Source organism: Pedomonas sp. V897 (assembly GCF_051304405.1).
GTDB lineage: Bacteria > Pseudomonadota > Alphaproteobacteria > Sphingomonadales > Sphingomonadaceae > Pedomonas.
The window spans coordinates 142,021-160,520 of sequence record NZ_JBPPGG010000002.1 but is presented as its reverse complement, the minus strand read 5'-3'; the positions used below and the strand labels follow the sequence as shown (position 1 = coordinate 160,520).

Annotated in this window: 18 protein-coding genes and 3 tRNA genes; 7 read left to right on the top strand and 14 right to left on the bottom strand. The window is 67.2% G+C overall.

Annotation, left to right across the window (positions count from 1 at the left end):
* The first annotated feature begins 45 nt into the window (after positions 1 to 45).
* Positions 46 to 936 carry a CHAD domain-containing protein gene (locus ACSJJU_RS06810; protein ID WP_435914558.1) on the top strand — a complete coding sequence of 297 codons (891 nt, stop codon included), beginning with the start codon at positions 46 to 48 and terminating at the stop codon, positions 934 to 936.
* Positions 937 to 1,077: 141 nt separating this feature from the next.
* Positions 1,078 to 1,908, top strand: coding sequence for a DUF1134 domain-containing protein (locus ACSJJU_RS06805; RefSeq protein WP_435914557.1), 831 nt, complete (start codon positions 1,078 to 1,080; stop codon positions 1,906 to 1,908).
* 133 nt (positions 1,909 to 2,041) lie between these two features.
* On the opposite strand, the gene ACSJJU_RS06800 is transcribed toward ACSJJU_RS06805, so the two are convergent.
* Genes ACSJJU_RS06800 through ACSJJU_RS06780 form a run of 5 tightly spaced genes read right to left on the bottom strand, consistent with a single transcriptional unit; the run spans position 2,042 to position 5,042 of the window.
* The gene (locus ACSJJU_RS06800) at positions 2,042 to 2,254 is read right to left on the bottom strand and encodes a cold-shock protein (protein WP_435914556.1); all 213 of its coding nucleotides are present in this window, start codon (positions 2,252 to 2,254) and stop codon (positions 2,042 to 2,044) included.
* The gene (locus ACSJJU_RS06795) at positions 2,241 to 2,732 is read right to left on the bottom strand and encodes a Mov34/MPN/PAD-1 family protein (RefSeq protein ID WP_435914555.1); all 492 of its coding nucleotides are present in this window, start codon (positions 2,730 to 2,732) and stop codon (positions 2,241 to 2,243) included. Before ACSJJU_RS06795 ends, ACSJJU_RS06800 begins: the two co-directional genes overlap by 14 nt.
* A 1-nt stretch (position 2,733) precedes the next feature.
* The gene (locus tag ACSJJU_RS06790; RefSeq protein ID WP_435914554.1) at positions 2,734 to 3,354 is read right to left on the bottom strand and encodes a TPM domain-containing protein; all 621 of its coding nucleotides are present in this window, start codon (positions 3,352 to 3,354) and stop codon (positions 2,734 to 2,736) included.
* 27 nt (positions 3,355 to 3,381) lie between these two features.
* The gene (locus tag ACSJJU_RS06785; protein ID WP_435914553.1) at positions 3,382 to 4,458 is read right to left on the bottom strand and encodes a TPM domain-containing protein; all 1,077 of its coding nucleotides are present in this window, start codon (positions 4,456 to 4,458) and stop codon (positions 3,382 to 3,384) included.
* Entirely contained in the window at positions 4,455 to 5,042 is a 588-nt protein-coding gene (locus ACSJJU_RS06780; protein ID WP_435914552.1) for a LemA family protein, read from the bottom strand. The genes ACSJJU_RS06785 and ACSJJU_RS06780 overlap by 4 nt, the downstream gene beginning before the upstream one ends.
* Before the next feature lie 102 nt (positions 5,043 to 5,144).
* On the opposite strand from ACSJJU_RS06780, the gene ACSJJU_RS06775 reads away from it, so the two are divergent.
* From ACSJJU_RS06775 to ACSJJU_RS06760, 4 genes are all read left to right on the top strand, one after another.
* Complete coding sequence (locus tag ACSJJU_RS06775; protein WP_435914551.1) at positions 5,145 to 6,110, top strand: RluA family pseudouridine synthase; 966 nt, start codon at positions 5,145 to 5,147, stop codon at positions 6,108 to 6,110.
* 94 nt (positions 6,111 to 6,204) lie between these two features.
* Positions 6,205 to 7,107: an RNA polymerase sigma factor RpoH gene (gene rpoH / locus ACSJJU_RS06770; protein ID WP_435914550.1), complete on the top strand. Its 903-nt coding sequence runs from the start codon at positions 6,205 to 6,207 to the stop codon at positions 7,105 to 7,107.
* Positions 7,108 to 7,283: 176 nt separating this feature from the next.
* Positions 7,284 to 7,976, top strand: a complete 693-nt coding sequence (gene mtgA, locus ACSJJU_RS06765; RefSeq protein ID WP_435914549.1) for a monofunctional biosynthetic peptidoglycan transglycosylase — start codon at positions 7,284 to 7,286, stop codon at positions 7,974 to 7,976.
* Between the two features lie 121 nt (positions 7,977 to 8,097).
* A tRNA-Lys gene (locus ACSJJU_RS06760) sits at positions 8,098 to 8,173 on the top strand.
* Between the two features lie 238 nt (positions 8,174 to 8,411).
* On the opposite strand, the gene ACSJJU_RS06755 is transcribed toward ACSJJU_RS06760, so the two are convergent.
* The 5 genes from ACSJJU_RS06755 to ACSJJU_RS06735 all read right to left on the bottom strand — a co-directional run bounded on the left by ACSJJU_RS06755 (position 8,412) and on the right by ACSJJU_RS06735 (position 11,939).
* Positions 8,412 to 8,945: an EF-hand domain-containing protein gene (locus ACSJJU_RS06755; RefSeq protein WP_435914548.1), complete on the bottom strand. Its 534-nt coding sequence runs from the start codon at positions 8,943 to 8,945 to the stop codon at positions 8,412 to 8,414.
* 377 nt (positions 8,946 to 9,322) lie between these two features.
* Entirely contained in the window at positions 9,323 to 9,622 is a 300-nt protein-coding gene (locus ACSJJU_RS06750) for a hypothetical protein (protein ID WP_435914547.1), read from the bottom strand.
* A gap of 89 nt (positions 9,623 to 9,711) precedes the next feature.
* Positions 9,712 to 10,458 carry a DUF599 domain-containing protein gene (locus ACSJJU_RS06745; RefSeq protein ID WP_435914546.1) on the bottom strand — a complete coding sequence of 249 codons (747 nt, stop codon included), beginning with the start codon at positions 10,456 to 10,458 and terminating at the stop codon, positions 9,712 to 9,714.
* 114 nt (positions 10,459 to 10,572) lie between these two features.
* Entirely contained in the window at positions 10,573 to 11,610 is a 1,038-nt protein-coding gene (locus ACSJJU_RS06740) for an AI-2E family transporter (RefSeq protein WP_435914545.1), read from the bottom strand.
* Positions 11,611 to 11,863: 253 nt separating this feature from the next.
* Positions 11,864 to 11,939, bottom strand: a tRNA-Val gene (locus tag ACSJJU_RS06735).
* 604 nt (positions 11,940 to 12,543) lie between these two features.
* Between ACSJJU_RS06735 and ACSJJU_RS06730 the strand changes: the two genes are divergently transcribed.
* Positions 12,544 to 13,434, top strand: coding sequence for a PEP-CTERM sorting domain-containing protein (locus ACSJJU_RS06730; protein WP_435914544.1), 891 nt, complete (start codon positions 12,544 to 12,546; stop codon positions 13,432 to 13,434).
* A gap of 79 nt (positions 13,435 to 13,513) precedes the next feature.
* Here ACSJJU_RS06730 and ACSJJU_RS06725 read toward each other — a convergent pair whose 3' ends face one another.
* From ACSJJU_RS06725 to lon, 4 genes are all read right to left on the bottom strand, one after another.
* A complete protein-coding gene (locus tag ACSJJU_RS06725; protein ID WP_435914543.1) occupies positions 13,514 to 14,962 on the bottom strand; it encodes a methyl-accepting chemotaxis protein in 1,449 nt (482 codons plus the stop codon).
* A 379-nt stretch (positions 14,963 to 15,341) separates the two neighbouring features.
* Positions 15,342 to 15,416: transfer RNA gene (locus ACSJJU_RS06720), tRNA-Val, on the bottom strand.
* A gap of 140 nt (positions 15,417 to 15,556) precedes the next feature.
* The gene (locus ACSJJU_RS06715; RefSeq protein ID WP_435914541.1) at positions 15,557 to 15,829 is read right to left on the bottom strand and encodes an HU family DNA-binding protein; all 273 of its coding nucleotides are present in this window, start codon (positions 15,827 to 15,829) and stop codon (positions 15,557 to 15,559) included.
* A gap of 148 nt (positions 15,830 to 15,977) precedes the next feature.
* The gene (gene lon, locus ACSJJU_RS06710) at positions 15,978 to 18,374 is read right to left on the bottom strand and encodes an endopeptidase La (RefSeq protein WP_435914540.1); all 2,397 of its coding nucleotides are present in this window, start codon (positions 18,372 to 18,374) and stop codon (positions 15,978 to 15,980) included.
* Positions 18,375 to 18,500: the final 126 nt, after the last annotated feature.

Genomic DNA, 18,500 nt, shown 5'->3' with positions numbered 1-18,500 from the left:
CGCCCCCGACAGCGCTGCAATCTCCTTCAACGGAACAGGAGCATCATGACCGGACAGGCTGTTGCCCCCCATATGGACCTCACGGGCGCGCTCCTGCGCGTGCGGGATGCGCTTGCGGGCGGCACGGCGACCCTGGCGGCGGGCGTGAGCGACAACTACGCCCATGAGGAGCGGCTGGCCATCCGGCGGGCCCGCGCGGCCCTGCGCGCGGGCGGTCCCCAGCTTGATCCCACCCTCACCCGCGCGCTGGTGGAGGACATGCGCTGGCTCGCCCGGCTGCTGGGCCATGTGCGCGACCTCGACATGGCCGCCGAACACATGGCCGCCCGCTGCCCGCCCGCGCTGTGGGAAGCGGTCGGGCCGTGCGTTGCGGCCGAGCGGGCCGAGGCGCTCGCCCACGTGCGCGCGGGGCTGGCCTCCGGCCGCATGGACATTCTGGAAGACCGGCTGGCCGATGCCATCCAGCAAAGCCGGGCGGTCGACCCCGGCGATCTGGAGCGGGCCGCCGCCCGCCGGGCGCGCCAGCTGGTGGTGCGGCTCCAGCTCGCCATGGCGGAGCCGGAGAACCTGTTCGGCCACGAGCCGCTGCACGAGCTGCGCAAGCTGCTGCGCAACCTGCGCTATACGCTGGAGCTGCTGCCCGCGCGGGAGACGGCGGTGTGTTTCGCCGCCCTCCATGCGGAGTTGCACCGCCTGCAGGACTGGTTCGGCCACATTCAGGATCTTGCGGTGCAGTGCGGGGTGCTGGCCCGCATCCGCCGCCTCTACATTGCCCCGTCGTCGCCCGCGCGCCCCCTCTTGGACGCCTATGCCGCCGAGCAGGCCGACCAGCGCGACCGGCTGGTCGCCCGGTTCCCCGCCGTCATCGCACCGCTGATGGAGGCGATCGCCTCCTGCCGGCTGATGGAGCGGCTCCACGCGCTGGTCGACGCCTGACCACCGGCCACCGCAACCGGATCACGGCCTTTCGTGTTTTGAACGCCTCCAACCCGCCCCGTTGTTGATTTCGTCGCCCAGTCCTATCACTGTGCTGGCAAACAAACATGACGCAATGAACCAAACACAACGGGGTCCAGCATGCAGTCTCGCCGCTTCGCTCTGTCTGTCCTTGGCATCACCGCGCCGGCGCTTGCCCTCGGGCTGGGGTTGGCGACCCCTGCCCCGGCCGTGAAGGCCCAGAGCCAGGATGCGGTCGTCGAAACACCGCTCCCCGATCAGCCGCCTGCCGCCAATGCCCCGACGCCGCTGGTGCCCGCACAGGCCGCCACGGCGCAAACCGCCCCGGCCCAGCCTGCCCCCGCGCAGGAGGGTCAGGCCGCGCCCGCCACGGCGGAAGGTCAGGCCGCGCCCGCAGCGGCTGACGGCCAGACCGCGCAGAGCGCAACGGCCGCGCCGGGCGCGACCGACCCGCAGCAGACCGCCGAGAACACCTACGATCAGGAATCCGTGCTCGCCGCCGCGTCCGGCGCGTTCGGCAAGGGCGCCGAGGGCATCGGCAAGGTCATCGAGAAGATCTTCGCCGACCATGGCCGCCCCAATGCCTACATCGTGGGCCAGGAAGGCGGCGGCGCGTTCATCGTCGGCCTGCGCTACGGCAACGGCACGCTCTACCACAAGGTGGAAGGCGAGATGCCGATCCACTGGACCGGCCCCTCCCTCGGGCCGGACATCGGCGGCGACGTGAGCAAGACCTTCACCCTCATCTACCACCTCTACGACACCAACGACATCTACAAGCGCTACCCGGCGATCGAAGGCAAGGTGTACCTCATCGGCGGCTTCACGGTGAGCTATCACCAGCGGGACAACGTGGTCGTGGTGCCGGTGCGCTTGGGCGCGGGCTGGCGGCTCGGCGCGAACATGGGCTACATCAACTTCACCAAGGAGCGGCGCTACCTGCCGTTCTGATCCCCGCCTCTGGCACCCGCGCCTCCCGGCCCTGCCGCAGGGGGCGCGGCGGCGACACAGCAAAAGCCCCGGCCGCATGGAGACCGGGGCTTTGTTTTTGACCGCTCGCCGCTGGCTGCGGACGAGGCGGGAGCTAGGCCTCGATCAGGCGCACGCCGAGCGCTGCCGTCCGCCCGTCCTGAAGCTGGGTCAGCTCGAATTCCACCCGCTGCCCCTCATCCAGCACCCGCATCCCGGACCGCTGGAGGGCGGAGACGTGCACGAACACATCCTTCACGCCGTAGTCGGGGCGGATGAAGCCGAAGCCCTTCTTGCGGTTGAACCACTTCACCTCACCGGTTGCCATATCCGGCCTCCTTCTCGTCTCGCCCGCTTATAACCCGAAGCGGCAACGGCCGGAAACGCCCTGCGATGGCTCCGTCCTCCTCCGCGACATACGCGCCGATGACGCCGCCCGCCACCACCAGCCACACCTTGCTCGCCTCGACGGCGCGTTCCGCATCACAGGCCGAGGGCCGGCTGTCCCCGCCCGGGTGGGAGTGGTACCAGCCGAGTATGGCCTCCCCCGCCTCCCGCGCCTGCCGGTGGGTTGCGAGCAGCACCCGGGGGTCGATCTCGAAAAACCGCTCGGGCTCGCCCGCCACGTTGCGCGCCGGGACGACGCCGCGCACCAGCGCCTGCCCGCCTGCACAGCGGCCCACCAAGAGGCCGCAGCACTCGCGGCGGCCCGCCGCCTCTGCTTCCGCGAGAATGGCCTGCCGGTCGGCCTCGCCCAGTACCACTTCGCGCAGCCGCTCGCCCGACGACGCCGCACCCGGGGGCATGTCAGATGATGATCGGGCGATTGGAGAGCCCATTGCCCTCTCCCCCGTCCTCGCCGACCGGCGCGGCAATCGCCAGCGCCGGGGCGCAGCGTTCGATGGCTGCGACAATACCGTCGGTGATGCTGCCTGTTTTCGCGGTCGCGACCAGGGTGTCGATGGCGTCCTTCCAGACGCTCTCGTCCACCTTGTCCTTGAGCCCCACGTCCGCGAGGATTTCCGCGTAGTGCTCGGCCAGCGAAACGTAGAGCAGAATCCCCTGCCGGCCGGGGGAGCGGTGGATATCATGCAGCAGGAACTGCTCCCGCGCCGCCTGCGCCGCCTCGCGCCGGGCCCAGCTTCTGGGCACCACCCACAGCAGCGCCGGGGTCAGGCTGAGCACCGCCGCCAGAATGAGGAAAAAGGCCATCTGGGCCACCAGCAGCGCCATCACCGGCCAGTGGGTGAGCCACAGCAGCACCCACGGCACCACCAGCGCGATCAGCGCCGCCCAGGCGACGCCCAGCAGCCGGAAGTCCTCCGATTGCCGGGCGATCATGCAGACGATGTCCGCCGTCGTGGTCCGCTCGGCTTCCTCGACCGCCGCCTCGATCCGCGCCAGATCCGCTTCAGACAGGTTTGGCACCGCTGGCCTCCTTGATCATCCGTGCCCTCACCAGCTGCCCGACGCGCCGCCGCCCCCGAAGGAGCCGCCGCCGCCCCGGAAGCCGCCGCCGCCGAACCCGCCGCCGCCAAATCCGCCCCGGTGTCCGCCGCTCATCAGCAGGAACGGCAGGGCCGCGGCGGCGGAGGAGCCGCGCCCGCCGCGCCCGCCGCCCCGGCTCACGAGGCGGGCGATGAAGAACCAGATGATGAAGAACAGAATGGCCCCGCCGATGCCGATGCTGTCATGGCCCTCGACCGGCCGGCGCGCCGCCATCTGCTGGAACGGCTCGATGTCCCCGCCCAGCACCTGGGTGATGTCCTGCGCGCCGCGCAGGATGCCGCCGGCAAAGTCCCCGGCCCGGAACCGGGGCAGGATCGACTGGTTGATGATGACGCTCGAAATCGCGTCGGTCAGCCGTCCTTCCGCGCCATAGCCCACCTCGATGCGCACCCGGCGCTCGTTCGGCGCGACGATGAGCAGCACGCCATTGTCCTTGGCCCGTCCCGCGGCCGCCTTGCCGCTCTGGCCGATGCCCCAGTGACGGCCCAGCTGATAGCCGTATTCCTCGATCTCCCGGCCCCGGAGGCTGGCGAGCGTCACCACCACGAGCTGGTCGCTGGTCTGCTGTTCAAGCGCGGCCGAGAGCTGGGTGAGGGCGGCCTCGGTCTCGGGGTCGAGGATGCCCGCCTCATCCACCACCCGCCCGGTCAGCGCCGGAAACGTCAGCTTGCCGCCGCGCACCGCCGCGCCCGATTCCGCCTTCGGCATGGCGGCCGCCGGGGCCGCCTGCGATTGCGGGGCCTGTTGCGGCTGTTGCGGCTGTTGCGGCTGGCCCTGAAGCGGGGCCGTCAGCGGCTTGGTGATGGGCTCCAGCGCCTTGCCCGCCCCGCTGTTCTGGATCGCCGCCGCGCCCGCTGCCGCCTCGGGCACGGTCACCTCCCCGCCCGAAGCGCCGGAGATCACGGCTGCGGGGGCGGCTTCCTTCGGCGCGGCCACCTGCTGCGCCGCCGCAGGCAGGGCGAGGCCCGCGAGCAGAGCAGCGGCGAGCGTCAGCCCGGCCCGGCGGCGCGCATCACCTGTCACTGAAAGCTCACCTTCGGGGCGGTCTGGGCCTCTGGCGACGCCGCGAACGGCGTCATGGGTTCCGCATCGCCGTGGAAGATGGCCGTCACCCACTTGTCGGGGATGTTCCTGAATTCGAGGTTATAGGTCTGCACCGCCTGGATGTAGTCCCGCCGGGCAACGGCGATGCGGTTCTCCGTGCCTTCCAGCTGCGATTGCAGCGCCAGGAAGTTCTGGTTCGCCTTCAGGTCCGGGTAGTTCTCGGCCACCGCCAGCAGGCGGCCAAGGCCGCGCGACAGCTCGGCCTGCGCCTGCTCGAACGCGGCCACCTTCTCCGGGTCGGTGGCATCGTCGGCGGTGATGGTGACGCTCGTCGCCTTGGCGCGGGCTTCCATCACGGCGCTGAGCGTGGCTTCCTCGTGCTTGGCGTAGCCGCGCACGGTCTCCACCAGGTTCGGCACCAGGTCGGCGCGGCGCTGATACTGGTTCTGCACCTCCGCCCAGGCGGCGGCCGCCGCCTCGCCCTTGGTCGGGACATCGTTGATGCCGCAGCCCGCCAGCAGCAGGGCCGCGCTTGTCACCAAAACCAGCCGACGCATGTTCATATCGAGTCTCCCGCACGCTGCATTCCAGCAAAAAGTGGATGTCCCACAGGCATTTGACAAGGCCTCTTACATCTTGGCCGTTGGCTCCCTAACTAGGGGTCCATGACCACGGGGCAAATTCATTACGTCGATATCGCGCCAGAGCACGCGGGACACCGGCTGGACCGGGCGCTTGCGCTGCGCCTGACCACCTTGAGCAGGGAACGCATCAAGTCGCTCATCAGCACGGGCGAGGTCACGCGCGGCGGCGTTGCCGTGCGCGACCCGGCCACCAAGGTGAAGGCGGGCGAGAGCTACGCCATCGCCGTGCCCGCCCCCCGTCCGGCCGAGGCGGAGGCGCAGGACATCCCCCTGCGCATTGTCTACGAGGATGACCACCTTCTGGTGGTGGACAAGCCGGCGGGGCTGGTTGTCCACCCGGCGGCGGGCAATCTGGACGGCACGCTGGTCAATGCCCTGCTGCACCACTGCCGGGGCCGCCTCTCCGGCATCGGCGGGGTGGCGCGGCCGGGCATCGTCCACCGAATCGACAAGGACACCTCGGGGCTGCTGGTGGTCGCCAAGACCGACCCCGCCCACGAGCATCTCTCCCGCCAGTTCGCCGCCCATACGGTGGAGCGGGTCTATACGGCCGTCGTCGGCGGCATCCCCGTCCCACCTGCCGGGCGGATCGAGGGGGCGCTGGCCCGCTCGGTCCACGACCGCAAGAAAATGGCCATTGTCAGCGACGGGCGCGGCCGCCACGCCGTCACCCATTACCGGGTGGTCCGCCCCCTCGGGCCGGACGCGGCGCAGGTGGAATGCCGGCTGGAGACCGGACGCACCCATCAGGTGCGCGTGCACATGGCCTCCATCGGCCACGCCCTGCTTGGCGATCCCACCTACGGCCGGGCCGGGCGCAAATCGCGGGTCAAATCCGTGCTCGACCGGCTCGAATTCCGCCGTCAGGCGCTTCATGCGGGCGTGCTCGGGTTTGTCCATCCGATCACGGGGGAGGCCCTGCACTTCGAGAGCCCGCTGCCGGAGGATATGCGGCAACTCATCGCGGCACTGGGATCCGATGGTTAGGTGGTTAGTTGGAAACAGTCTTTTGCCGGTTCGTTGCTTGTTCCAGGGAACAGAACGGTCGTAAGCTATGACTAGACAAGAGGGTGAAGACGCCATGTCCGCCAATATTACGACAGCGACCGTTCCGGCATTGACGGGTGAAGCATCGCTCTCCCGTTATCTTCAGCAGATTCGGCAGTTTCCCCTGCTTTCGGCGGAGGAGGAATACATGCTCGCCAAGCGCTGGGTCGAGCATGAGGATGCCGAGGCCGCCCACAAGCTGGTGACCAGCCATCTGCGGCTCGTCGCCAAGATCGCGATGGGATACCGGGGATACGGCCTGCCGCTGTCGGAACTGATCGCGGAGGGCAACATCGGCCTGATGCAGGGCGTGAAGAAGTTCGACCCGGACAAGGGCTTCCGCCTTGCCACCTACGCCATGTGGTGGATCAAGGCCTCGATCCAGGAGTTCATCCTGCGGTCGTGGTCGCTGGTGAAGATCGGCACCACCGCTTCGCAGAAGAAGCTGTTCTTCAACCTGCGCCGCCTCAAGGGCAAGCTCCAGGCGGTGGAGGATGGCGATCTGCACCCGGACGACGTGAAGAAGATCGCCACCACCCTCCAGGTGAGCGAGGATGATGTGATCTCCATGAACCGCCGCATGGCCATGGGCGGCGACACGTCGCTCAACGTGCCGCTGCGGCAGGACAGCGACAGCGGCGAGTGGATGGACTGGCTGGCGGACGACACGCCCCGCCAGGACGAGATCGTCGCCGAGCGCGAGGAAGCGGACATGCGCCATGAGCTGCTGATGGCAGCCATGGAAGAGCTGAACGAGCGCGAGCGGCACATCTTCACGGAGCGCCGCCTGAAGGAAGAGCCCGCGACGCTGGACGACCTGTCCAAGGAATACAACGTCAGCCGCGAGCGCATCCGCCAGATCGAGGTGCGCGCCTTCGAGAAGGTGCAGAAGGCCATGCGCAAGGTGGTGGAGGCCCGGCAACTCGCCATCGAGTAGCCGGGCGCCAGCCCGCCTGCCCGGCCTGCCCGCCCGGCTGCACCTCTCCATCGCTCAACGCCCTGACTTGACGCCCCTCACTCACACCATTGCATCCTGCCCGGCGTGAAGGCACTGTCATCCACGCTTCCGGTGCGCTGCGCCCGGACGGCGAGGCAGAACAGACGAGTCCTGGCGTGCGTCGATCCATCCTTGCGCGAATTTCCACCTGGGCCATTCGTATCGTGATCCTGTGGCTCGCCTTCACCTTCCTGTGGGTGCTGGCCTATCGCTGGATCAATCCGCCCGTCACCTCGCTCATGATCCGCGACTGGGTGGCGGGCCAGACCGTGCGCCGCGAGTGGCGCTCCCTCGACGCCCTCTCGCCCAACCTCGCCTACGCGGCCATCGCGGCGGAGGACCAGAACTTCTGCCGTCACACCGGCTTCGACTTCGAGGCCATCTCCAAGGCCATCGAATCCAACCGGAGCGGCCACCGCCTGCGCGGCGGCTCGACCATTTCCCAGCAGGTGGCGAAGAACGCCTTCCTCTGGTCCGGCCGGTCGTGGGTGCGCAAGGCGCTTGAGGCCTACTTCACCGTGCTCATCGAGCTGACCTGGCCCAAGCAGCGAGTTCTGGAGGTCTATCTCAACATCGCGGAGTGGGGCATCGGCGTCTACGGCGCCGAGGCGGCGTCGCAGTACTATTACGGCCACAGCGCCGCCCGGCTCAGCCGGGCGCAGGCCGCCGCCATGGCGTCCATCCTGCCCGCGCCGCTGCGGTGGTCACCCCACAAGCTGCCGCACGGGGTCGCGCGCAAGGCGCGCTCGGTGCAGCGCTGGATCCCCTTCATCCAGCGCGAAATGTCCGGCTGCCTGCATCTGTCCTGACGCGCCCCGTGCAACGGCACGCTGGCGGACGCACGGCCGCCCGATGCGCAAGGGATATTTTGCTCAATCCGACGGTTGACCCGGGCGCAGCCTCTCCCTATGTTCCGCGCACTCCGCGAGGGAGCCCATAGCTCAGTCGGTAGAGCAACTGACTTTTAATCAGTAGGTCGATGGTTCGAATCCATCTGGGCTCACCAACCTTCCCGAACATTTCCTGACCGAACTGACCGAACGCCGGCCCTGACCGGTCTCACCCCGCAGCGCGTCTTGCCCCACGACGCGGTGCGCGCCGGGCGCCGTCCCGCGCGTGCCGGGCAAGAGCCCGGGCGACCGCCCGCCGACGTGCGGGCGGCCCCGAACCGTCCTTCCGCACATGCGCCGCGCCCGCCCTCCGGACGGGCCGTTCGCCTCCGGCGCGGGCGCCGGGGCTCTGGTCTATTGCTGCTCGGGCGAGAAGTTGGAGAACTCCTCCGGGGAGACCTTGCCGTCGCCGTTGGTGTCGGCGCGCTGGAACTCCATGCTGGACCTGTTCAGCGGCGAAATGGCCCGGTCGCCCTTCGGCAACTGTCCGGTCGCCGCACGGCTCTCGCCGCCAGCGGCGGGCGATGCGCTCTGGACCTGAAGCGCGCGGGCAAATTCCGTCCGGTCGAGAGCGCCGTCCTTGTCCTGATCGAAGGCGGCGAAATTCTCCGACATCTGGCCCTGCATGGCGCTCCGATCCTGCTGGCTGCCCATGGTGCCGCTCTCGCTCTCCTGGCCGCCCATGGTGCCGCTCTGGCCTTCCTGCCCCATGGTGCCGCTCTGGCCCGCCTCACCGCCCATGGTGCCGCTCTGGCCCGCCTCACCGCCCATGGTGCCGCTCTGGCCCGGCTCGCCGCCCATGGTGCCCTGTTGTTCCGGCATGGTGCCCATCGAGCCGGGCGAGCCGCCCGGCTGCTGGGAGGAGGAAGAACCGCTTTGACCGCCCATGCTGCTGCCGGTACCGCTTCCGGTTCCGCCGGTGGTCTGGGCAATGGCGCTGGTCCCGCAAAGAAGTGCAACAGCGGCCATACAGAAAGATTTGCGGATCATAGAAGTCACCCTGTGCTGAAGGTTCGGAACATGAACGCGGGCGACGTGCCGCGGGGGCGATCGATTCGCCCGCCGGCACGAACAGCCGACCCTTGCCGGACGCGCCGGATATGGTGTCTCAAGGGTGCTTCTGGAACGCCACCGTTCGTGGCAAGTTCCGGTTTTCTGCGGGTTTGGGGCCTGACGTCGACGAGTTCTGCAAAAAGGGCGACAGCCCCTTGGGGGCCGCCGCCCTGTCTGTTCTGCCTTGCTGTGAAAGCGCAGTCTGGCCGGTCTCAGCCGATCCGGCTGCCGCTGAAGGGGAACGCGCCGAACATGCCGGCCTGCACGCTGCCCTGAAGCGTGTCGCCCTCGACCGAGCCGGTAAAGGTCAGGGTCGCGGGGATCGGCTGGCTGATGTCCACCGACCAGGAGACCTCGTTGCCGTTCGCGGTGCCGTTGTAGATCTGGCGCTCGTCTCCCGACGCCTTCTGGGTGCCGGTGAGCGTGCCACCGTTGCTCGTCACCTCCAGTTCGGTTTCCAGCGGCCCCATGGGGGAGCTGACCGTCACGGTCCAGCGGCCGTCAATCGCCATGTGTTCCTCCCTTTCGGCCCGCCCTGCCGGGCCCTCTGCGGTCCCGGAAGCCTAGCCGTTCGGGGCCGCCCCTGGCAATTGCCCCGGCTTCAGTGTGTCGGGGGGCTGTCTTCAGCCGCCCTGGTGGCCGCCTGCGCTTCGTCGGCCATGGACTCCTCCACCAGCGCCCACACCTTGCGCACGCCCGCCGCCGCGCCCGAGTGCGACTGCCGCCAGGCAAGGAGGCTCACCGAGCCGAGGGTCGCCAGCAGCAGCGCGGTCGGCCCCATCATCCACGCCGCCGCCGCGAGCGCGAAGTAGTAGCCGCGCACGCCCCGGCTGAAGGTGCTCATGGCCGGGTTGATGAGGTCGCCGATCGCCTCGCCCCAGGCGCGGCGCCGCTCGTCGGACTGGTGGTCCGGCATGGCGCCGATCGTGGCGAGGCAGTAGTTGAGCTGGCGAATCGACCAGACGAAGTCCAGCAGGCCCCGCGACAGGATGACCACCACCAGCATCAGCTTGACCTCGAACAGCCAGTGGCTGCCCGCCTGCATGAACCGGAGCCCCGCCACGCTGCGGTAGGCCGAGTCTCCCCCGAAGATGACGCCGATCACCGCCGCCATGACGATGAGGTTCGCCGAGCCGAAGAAGGTTGCCGAGTTGAGCGTGTGGCCGATGAACTGGCCGTCGGCGATGCGGACGGGCCGATTGGCCACCTGCAACATCCACAGCCGCCTGATCTTGACCATATGGGCGTTGAGTGCCCCGCGCTTCCCCACCAGGGTGGGGAGCATCCGCTCGTAGAACAGCCAGGCAAGGATCAGAACAACCAGGGCAACGAAATCGAACGGGGACACGGACGCGGCTCTCCCTGCAAAACCCGATGCAAACCCGAATCAAACATAGACATGAAGCCGGCCGCCCCGCCAGAGGGCAAAGCGAGCCCGCCCCCTCTCCCGCCCGCTCCCGGGTCAGGGCGCGCCCGGCGTCTGGTCGCGCGGACCCAGCGTCTCGCGCACATAGAGGATCCGGCAGGCGACGAAGGCGAGCACGGTGAGCGGCCCCGAGAACAGCACGCCGATCGGCCCGAACAGCAGGCCCGCCGCGATCACGGCGAACAGGGTTACCGCCGGCGGCAGGGAGATGGCGTGTTGCTGGACCAGCGGCGTGATGATGTTGCTCTCCAGCTGCTGGACGGCGAGGTACAGCGCCAACGTCCACAGCGCCAGCTGGTAGCTCTGGCCCAGCGCCACGATCAGGGCGGGAATGGCGGCGATGATGGGCCCCACCAGCGGCACGAACTCGGCGAGCCCGGCGAACAGGCCGAGCGCCAGCGCCGACGGCACGCCGATGACCGACAGCCCCATGACCGTCAGCACCCCGATGATGATCATGGCGATCAGCTTGGCCACCAGCCAGCGCTGGAGGGCCGTGCCCATCTCCGTCAGGGTTTCCTCCGCAAGGGCGCGTCGCCCCCGGGGCAGCAGCGCCAGCACGCCCCGCCGGTAGAGGTCCGGCTGGGCGGCGAAGTAGATGCCCCCGACCACGATGATGAACACGTCCGTGAGCGCACTGCTCAGGGACAGCACGAAGCGGCTGACATCGCCGATGACGCCCGTCAGCGACAGCAGCTCGCCCCCGAGCCGCGCCATCATCTGCCGCCCGAGGGGGGACTGGCTCAGCCGCGTCTCCAGCACGTCCCAGGATTGCGGCAGGGTGTCCAGCAGGGCCGAGACCTGCGCCGAAACCTCCGCGCCGAACAGCCAGAAGCCGCCGCCGATGAGGGTGATGACGATGAGCCCCGACAGGGCCAGCGCCCCGCCTTCGCGCAGCCTGAGCCAGCGGCCGAGCGGGCGCGCCAGCGCCATCAGCAGCACCGCCAGCAGCACTGCGCCCACGACCAGCATGACGAGATGAAGGAGTTGCCAGAGCGCCAGCACGAGAAGAAGCACGGCGATGGTGATGAGCAGGCGCCGGAGGAACCGCGTATCGCCCTCAAGATCCGGCACCTGGCCTCCCCTCCCGTTGGATGCGAGGGGGCAGACGGCCGCCCCCTCGGGCGAGGCGCGGCAGCGTGCCCCTCCTGCCGATGAACCCGTGGGGAATCAGCCGGTTCCACCGGGAGGCCCGGTTGCGGACGCGATGGCTCTGGAATCGGGAGGGCCGGAAACGGGAAGAACCGGAATACGGGAGAGCGAACGTCGCCGGGCGGAAAGACCGGCCTCGCCGGCTGCGTTGCCACGCCGGCTGCGCCGGCCGCGCTGGTGGGCGGTGACGGGCTCGAACCGCCGACCCTCTCGGTGTAAGCGAGATGCTCTACCAACTGAGCTAACCGCCCCTGCGCGTCGCCTCCCTTAGTTTCTGCGCGGCTTGGCGGTCAAGCGCTATTTCCCGAATGCGGAGCAGAGGGGCATGCGCATCGGCCCTTTGGCGGACGGGTCTCCAAAGCATCCCGCATCCGCCGCCCTGCCCCGACGCGCGTCCCGCGCGGGGGCACCGAGGCACATCGCGCAACTTTTTTTTCCTACCTGGATAGGTTGTTGGAAATTTTTACAAATAATTTCGTTAGGATATATTAAAATATTATAACTAATTGCTACTACTATTATAATTCCAACTGGCATGGGTCTTGCCTCGAAAGCGCGTCACGCCTTTTCCGACAACCGGGGAGAGATGCCATGCCCTCAAAAAGGCCCTCGATCGAAAGACTTCCATTCGTACGAACGCCACGTGGAAGGAACCTCCGGGGGTCCGCACTCGCGGCCGCCGTTGCCTTTTGCGCCGCCCTCACCGCTCCGGCTCTTGCCACACCGGTCACCCATCTGGCGCAGGCGCAGACCTATGGTTCCCGCGCGAACCTCACGTATGGCGGCCCCAATGAGAGTGTCGCCAGTGCAACCGCTGTTTCGTCCGGCACGTTTACGTGGGGTGGCACAGACACGTTGCAGGACGCCGATTTCGTCGGCTCTGCCACCGCCAATCTCGCCGAGGGCGCACTGCGGGCGTCCGCCTTCGTCGCAAACCGGGAGCCTTTGTCAGGCCCGGTTCTGGCCCCCGGCGAACGATCCCATGAGCAAACAGCCGAGGCCCGGTTTGGCGATACGTTCATCATCAGCCTGGCGGATGCCGGTGCTGCTGCCCCGGGCGCGAAGGCGCTGCTGAAACTGAATGTCTCGGGCACGTTCCAGACATCCGGGGATGTGGATCTGGACTCAACCTTCCTCCAGTTCGGGTTCATTCCCGCCGCCTATAACGCCTTTGGCTTCACCGCCAGCCTCCAGGCATGGAGCGCCGGCTCGTTCGACATCGTGGAGCAGATCGGGTCTCTCGACCCCTCCGACAGCGCCACCTGGGGCGGTTACGACAGTTATCTGGAGGCCTTCCTGGCGCTCGACGCCCAGCGCACGGCGATGAGGCTGGGACAGGCGGGCGTGGCCCAGCATTCCAACGAAGACATCGTGGCGTCCTGGGCGCTAACCGAGGGCTGGACCTATGCGGTCGCCGAGACGGGCGATATCACCGCCTCTCTGGTCCTCGAGATTGACCTGAGCGACGTCGCGGACACGGTTTTCGAATGGGAAGCGCTCCTGCGCGCCCAGGTTGCGCTCGATTCCGCGACGCTCAACACTTCCATTCTGGCCGAATTCGGCAACACGGCCTTCCTCAGCGTGGTGCTGCCGCGCGGGTACACCTTCGCTTCGGCGTCGGGTGACTTTCCGTCCGCGCAGGTGATCTATCGAGATCCGGCCCAAGTCCCGGAACCGGCCGGCATGGCCCTGCTCGGGCTTGGTCTGGCCGGCCTTGGCCTCCTGCGCCGCCGCGAGGCCGCCTGATCCTGAGCCTGAGCCAGGTTGCCCGCACGGGCCAATCGGGGCGGTCGTTCGAGACCGCCCCTTTTTTTGGCCCTTCCGGTCAGCGCACCAGCACCACCGCCGCCTCGCGGGTGCCCTCCGCCGCCTCGCGGGCGAGACGGATGGCCGAGGAAATCTTGCCGATGTTGGCGGAGACCGTCGCCACCGCCTCGGCCGCGTTCTGCATGTTGGCGGACATGTTCTGGGACATGGCGTTCTGTTCCTCCAGCGCGGAGGAGGTGATGGCCACGTTCTCCCGCACCGTGCCGACCGCCTGGGTGATGGCGTTCAGCGCCTGCACCACGTCGCCCGAGATGGCCTGAATCCGCCCGATCTCGGCCGTGATCTGCTCCGTCGCCTGCGAGGCCTGGTTGGCCAGCGCCTTCACCTCCTGCGCGACCACGGCGAAGCCCTTGCCCGCCTCGCCCGCGTGCGCCGCCTCGATGGCCGCGTTCAGCGCCAGGAGATTGATCTGGTTGGCCACCTTGCGGATCATGCCGACAATGCCGTTCATCGCCTGCGCCGCGGTGGAGAGGGCCATGGTGCTCTGCTCCACCGCGCCGGTCTGCGCCACCGCGCCTTCCGTCGCCGTCAGGGAGAAGGCCATGCTGCGGGAGATTTCCTGAATCGACAGGGCGAACTGCTCGGCGCTGGTGGCGATCTCCTCCACGTTGCGGGCGGTCTCCTCCGCCGCCGCGGCAGCCGTGGACGCATTGCTCGCCGACAGGTCGATCGCGCCGTCGATGTCACCGAAGTTCTTGTCGATCAGGCGCTTCAGGTCGGTGAGCAGCGCGATCTGCGCCGTCACGTTCGTCGCGAAGACGACAATCTTCGCCACCTTCCCCTTGTGGTCGGGAATCGGGTTGTAATTGGCCTCGAACCACACACTGCGGCCGTCCTTGCCGGTCAGGCGATACTGGCCCATCTGGTAGCGCCCGGCCAGAAGCTCCTGCCAGAACGCCTCCATGACGCCGGACTCGTTCCCCTCGCTCCACAGGGAGCGCAGGTGCCGCCCCTCCAGCTCCTCCCAGGTGTAGCCGAGCGCGTTCAGGAAGTTGTCGTTGGCCTTGAGAATCACGCCATCGACGGAGAATTCCGCGACGGCCTGCGACCGGCCGATCGCCGCGATCTGGGCGGCATAGTCCAGGTTGAGCAACCGCTCCCGGGCATCGGCCCACTCCACCACGAAACCCTTGCGCTCGCCGTCCTCCACAAGCGGCATGACCCGCAGGTCGAACACCCGGGGCCCGATCGTGATCATGGCATTATGCGGCTCGGTCAGCTGCCGCAGAAGCTGGGTCTGGTAGTGCGGGTTGCGGTGAAAGACCCCCATGTCCTGTCCGATGAGCTTCGAGGCCGTGAAATGGGGCAGCTGCTGGCGCAGTTCTGCCTCGGCCTCCTTCATCAGCGCCATCACCGCCGGATTCATGTAGATGATCTTGAAGTCCGCATCGGCGATCATGATGTTCGTTCGGACTGCATCGAGCGCCATCTTGAAATACGCAAACACGCCTGACATCCCCCCTGGTTATCGCCTGACGGGCAGTTTTGCCTTCCGCCTGCGACAAGTCATGGACAAACAATCTTACTGAACGGTAACCAAACGCCGGACAAAACGCCGCAAGGCGCTGAAAGCTCTCGGTTTTTTTGAGGATCGAACTAGTCCGGTTTCAGGGTGCGGCCACCGCCCCGGCCCGGCCGGAGAGGATTTGACGGTCGCCCGATTCTGTCCGCGCCCGCCGCGCGAAGAAACAAGGGCCGGAGCGAAAGTCCGGCGCCAAAACGAAAAAAAGGCCCGGGGGGGCCTATAGTTGACCGCCGAAGCGGTCAGTATTCGGGAAATGGATCTGTTTCTGCCGGTAGCTTTTTGACAGAAGACTTTCAGCGGATGGTGGGCGCGGCAAGGATTGAACTTGCGACCCCTGCGGTGTGAACACAGTGCTCTACCACTGAGCTACGCGCCCTCACCACCGGCTGCGGCGTGGGAATTAGCGGTTTAGGTCTGGCTTGTCCAGCCTCTTTCTCATTCCCTTGCCGTTTTTTCTTTACCGGTGAACGCCGGAGCGGACCTAGCGCCCGCTCACCGGCGTTCAGTCACAGCCTCTTAGTTGACGGCGTCCTTCAGCGCCTTGCCGGCGCGGAACTTCGGCGTCTTGCTGGCGGCAATGGTGATCTCCTCACCGGTGCGCGGATTGCGGCCGGTCGAAGCCTTGCGCGTGGCGACGCTGAACGTGCCAAAGCCGACCAGGCGCACTTCGTCGCCCGACTTGAGTGCCGAGGTAATGGCGTCGAACAGCGCGTCCACAGCCACACCCGCCTGCGTCTTGGAGAGGCCGGCGTTGTCTGCAACGGCGCTGATCAGTTCCTGCTTGTTCATCGGTCTGGACCCCCAGGATGTAAAAAGTAAGCCGGCTCCTTGAGCCGGCGGTCATCTAAGAATCAGTTTATTAGCTTGTCAAAAGGAAAACCGCCCACAAGGGCGGTTTTCCAAAGGTTTTTTCGGTTATGGTTAGTAATTATCTAACCTAATGCGCCATGGGAGGTTCGTGATCGGCTGCACGCTCCGGTTGCGGAGCGGCCGCCGCGATCTCCTCGGCCTCCTTCCAGTCGATCGGCTGGAGCGGCTGAGTCAGGGCCAGATCGAGCACCTGATCGGCCACCTTGACCGGAATGATCTCCAGCCCCTGCTTCACGTTATCGGGAAGCTCGACCAGATCCTTCTCGTTGTCGGCCGGGATCAGCACGGTCTTGATGCCGCCGCGCAGCGCGGCCAGCAGCTTCTCCTTGAGGCCACCGATGGGCAGCACGCGGCCGCGCAGGGTAACCTCGCCGGTCATGGCGATGTCCTTGCGCACCGGGATACCCGTCAGCACCGACACGATGGACGTCACCATGGCGATACCGGCGGACGGGCCGTCCTTGGGCGTCGCGCCTTCCGGCACGTGCACGTGGATGTCCCGGTGCTGGAACAGGGTCGGCTTGATGCCGAACAGGGCCGAGCGCGACTTCACGAAGGAGAAGGCCGCCTGGATCGACTCCTGCATCACGTCGCCCAGCTTGCCGGTGGTCTTGATGGCGCCCTTGCCCGGCACGGTCACCGCCTCGATGGTCAGCAGCTCGCCGCCCACCTCGGTCCAGGCGAGGCCGGTGGTGGCGCCCACCTGATCCTCCTGCTCGGATTCGCCGAAGCGGAACTTCCGCACACCCGCGAATTCCTCCAGGTTCTCCGGCGTGATGTGCACCTTGTCCGCCTTGCCCTCGAGGATGCGCTTCAGCGACTTGCGGGCCAGCTTGGCCAGCTCGCGCTCCAGGTTCCGCACGCCCGCCTCGCGGGTGTAGTAGCGCACCAGGTCGCGCAGCGCCTCGTCGGAGATGGACCACTCGCCCTTCTTCAGGCCGTGATTCTCGATCTGCTTGGCGATCAGGTGCCGCTTGCAGATCTCGATCTTCTCGTCCTCGGTGTAGCCGGAGAGCTGGATGATCTCCATGCGGTCGAGGAGCGGCTGGGGCATCCGCAGCGTGTTGGCCGTGGTCACGAACATCACGTCCGAGAGGTCGTAGTCCACCTCCAGGTAGTGGTCGTTGAACTTGGCGTTCTGCTCGGGGTCGAGCACCTCCAGCAGCGCCGAGGCCGGGTCGCCCCGGAAGTCCTGGCCCATCTTGTCGATCTCGTCGAGCAGGAACAGCGGGTTGCTGGTGCCCGACTTCTTGAGCGACTGGATGATCTTGCCCGGCATGGAGCCGATGTAGGTGCGGCGGTGGCCGCGAATCTCGGCCTCATCCCGCACGCCGCCCAGCGAGAAGCGGATGAACTCGCGGCCCGTCGCCTTGGCGATGGAGCGGCCAAGCGAGGTCTTGCCGACGCCCGGCGGGCCGACGAGGCACAGAATCGGCCCCTTCAGCTTGTTGGTGCGGGACTGCACGGCGAGGTACTCGACGATGCGCTCCTTCACCTTTTCAAGGCCGTAGTGATCCGCGTCGAGCACCTGCTCGGCGACCTTGATGTCCTTCTTGACCTTGGACTTCTTGCCCCACGGCAGGCCCAGGATCCAGTCGAGGTAGTTGCGCACCACCGTGGCCTCGGCCGACATCGGGCTCATGGAGCGCAGCTTCTTCAGCTCGCTCATGGCCTTGTCGCGGGCCTCCTTGGAGAGCTTGGTCTTCTTGATGCGCTCTTCCAGCTCGGCGGCTTCGTCCCGGCCCTCGTCCGATTCCCCAAGCTCGCGCTGAATCGCCTTCAGCTGCTCGTTCAGGTAGTACTCGCGCTGGGTCTTCTCCATCTGGCGCTTCACGCGCGAGCGGATCTTCTTCTCCACCTGGAGGACGCCAATCTCGCCTTCCATGAAGCCGAAGACCATCTCCAGCCGCTTGGCCACGTCCGTGGTCGCCAGCAGCTGCTGCTTGTCGGAGATCTTCAGCCCGAGGTGGCTCGCCACCGTATCGGCCAGCTTGGACGGCTCCGTGATCTGGTTGAGCCCGACCAGCACCTCCGGCGCGATCTTCTTGTTCAGGCGCACATACTGCTCGAACTGGCTGATGACCGAGCGCATCAGCCCGCGCACTTCGTCGCTGTCCGTATTCTCTTCGGTGAGGGGCGCGACCGACGCTTCCAGATAGTCGGCCTGGTCGGAGAACGCCTGCACGCGCGCCCGCTCCTTGCCCTCGACCAGCACCTTGACGGTGCCGTCGGGCAGCTTGAGCAGCTGGAGCACGTTGGCCAGCGTGCCGACATCATAGAGTTCCTTCTGCCCCGGATCATCGTCCGCCGGATTCTTCTGCGACAGCAGGAAGATGCGCTTGTCGCCGCGCATGACCTCCTCCAGCGCCCGAACCGATTTCTCACGGCCAACGAACAGCGGCACGATCATCTGTGGGAAGACCACGATGTCGCGAAGGGGCAGAACAGGGTACAGCTGTTGCATTGAAGCCTCACACACTTGGCGCACACACCGGCACAACGCGCGATGTCGCGCTCTTCCTTACGCATATGGGGAGAACAGCGGCTTGCATCAAGCCATGCTGCCCTCCCCATAGGTCGGCTTGGTCAT